General features: G+C 43.9%; 1 protein-coding gene. It reads right to left on the reverse strand.

The genetic code is table 11. From position 1 onward, the window contains the following. Positions 1-259: 259 nt before the first annotated feature. Positions 260-1586, reverse strand: a 1327-nt coding sequence (locus tag ACZFYI_RS20200) for an MBL fold metallo-hydrolase (RefSeq protein ID WP_462525920.1), incomplete at its 5' end; no start/stop codon positions are given.

The following is a 1586-nucleotide window of genomic DNA, read 5'->3' on the forward strand; positions in this document are numbered from 1 at the left end:
TTTTTTCTCCTACAGATATCGCATAATGACGCAGAAAACCTCTCTGCCCATGTTTGGGTCTTCATAAACATTCTTATCCTCTGCATGAGATAATAATTCTTTAACTGCAGTGGATCCGAAGGTTTCGCAATGGGTCGCAATGTATGCTATATTGAAAGGTCAAGCATTTTCCTTTGCGGCTTCTGACTTTGCGGGAAAAAACACCAAAAAAAAAGAGGACTTTTCAGTCCTCCTTGATGGTTTTGGGAATCAAATGTGCTTAAGCCGTCCAGTCGTTATAGCCGCCTGAGTAGTTCAAGATATTGTCAAATCCATTGGCTCTCAATATAGAGTAGGCGATAGCTGCCCTTGCACCGCCCTGGCAGTGGATAATGACAGGTTTGTCTTTGGATACTTTGTCCAGGTTCAGGTTGAGTTTACCTACAAACAGGTTATCTGAAGAATCGATTTTTCCTTTTTTGTATTCCGCTACCCCTCTGACATCGACTACCTGCACGTTTCCTTTTTCAAATTTGGCTTTGGCAGTTTCTTTGTCGATAGGATTGTAGTTTTCCAGATTTCCTGCTTCGAAGGAAGCCAATTGATCAGGAGTGATAAATCCGAGGATGTTGTCCAAACCGATTCTCATCAATTTCCTGGTCAGGTCTTCGATTTCAGCTTCTGTAGCTATCAATACAAAAGACTCTTCGTAGTTCAGGTACCAACCCATCCAAGTGGAGAAAGAGTTGTTGTTGCTGATGCTAAGGGTACCTTTTAGGAATCCTTTTGCATATTCTTCCCAAGGTCTGGCATCTATGATTTTCAGACCTTCTTTCTTGGTTTTCGCGAATTCGTCCTTGGACAGGTTTTTGATCTTTGGTACTTGGGTCAATAGCTTTCTGTCCACCTTGTTAAGCTTCTTCATCATCGCGAAGTACTTTGGTGGTTCAGGCTGGTCAGCAAGGAGTTCTTTTGCAAATGCTGCTTTGTCATCCAAAAGGTTCAATGCCCAGTTTCTGATTTTTTCATAGCCGACAGTTGTCATCGGTACTGCACCCAAGGCTTTGCCGCAGGCCGAACCTGCACCGTGACCGGGCCAAACTTGAATATATTCTTGAAGTTTGGCAAATGACTTCAAGGAATCATACATCTGTGCTGCTCCAATGTCCTGGGTTCCTTTGATTCCTGCAGCCTGTTCCAACAAATCAGGTCTTCCCACATCACCTACAAACACGAAATCTCCTGTAAAGAGCATGGCAGGTGCGTTTGTGGCAGGCTTGTCAGTCAATAGAAAGCTGACGGATTCGGGAGTATGACCCGGGGTATGGAGCACTTCAAAGGTGATGTTTCCTAATTTGATGATGTCTCCGTGCTTGATTTTGTTGTGCGGAAATTCATATTTCCAGTTTTCATCTCCTTCGTCAGAAAGGTACATTTCGGCTCCTGTCAATGCTGCAAGTTCCCTAGAACCGCTCAGGAAATCGGCGTGGATGTGCGTTTCCAGGATATGGGTGATTTTAAAATTATTTGCTTTGGCAATGTTGAGGTAAGTGTCTACGTCTCTTTTTGGGTCAATTACAGCTGCAATGCCGCTTGCCTGACAACCG

This window comes from Aquiflexum sp., assembly GCF_977115555.1.